At 65.3% G+C, this 277-nt stretch carries 1 pseudogene; it reads left to right on the top strand.

The window, feature by feature from the left end:
• Nucleotides 1–277, top strand: a pseudogene (locus tag FQ664_RS25940) (maltose alpha-D-glucosyltransferase); the annotation flags it as partial.

Genomic DNA, 277 nt, shown 5'->3' with positions numbered 1-277 from the left:
GGGTGCACGCGGCCTGCGCCTGGACGCCAACGGCTTTCTCGGCGTGGAAACCCGCGCCAGCGGCACCGCCTGGTCAGAAAGCCACCCGCTATCGCTCGTCGGCAACCAGCTGATCGGTGGCATGATCCGCAAGGCCGGCGGTTTCAGCTTCCAGGAGCTGAACCTGACCCTCGATGACATTGCGCAGATGTCCAGGGGTGGTGCCGACCTGTCCTACGATTTCATTACCCGGCCGGCCTACCAGCATGCCCTGCTGACGGGCGACACCGAGTTCCTG

This window comes from Pseudomonas persica (assembly GCF_900291015.1).
Classification (GTDB): Bacteria; Pseudomonadota; Gammaproteobacteria; order Pseudomonadales; family Pseudomonadaceae; genus Aquipseudomonas.
The sequence above is the reverse complement of the archived record's forward strand: the minus strand, read 5'-3'. Positions and strand labels throughout refer to the sequence as shown.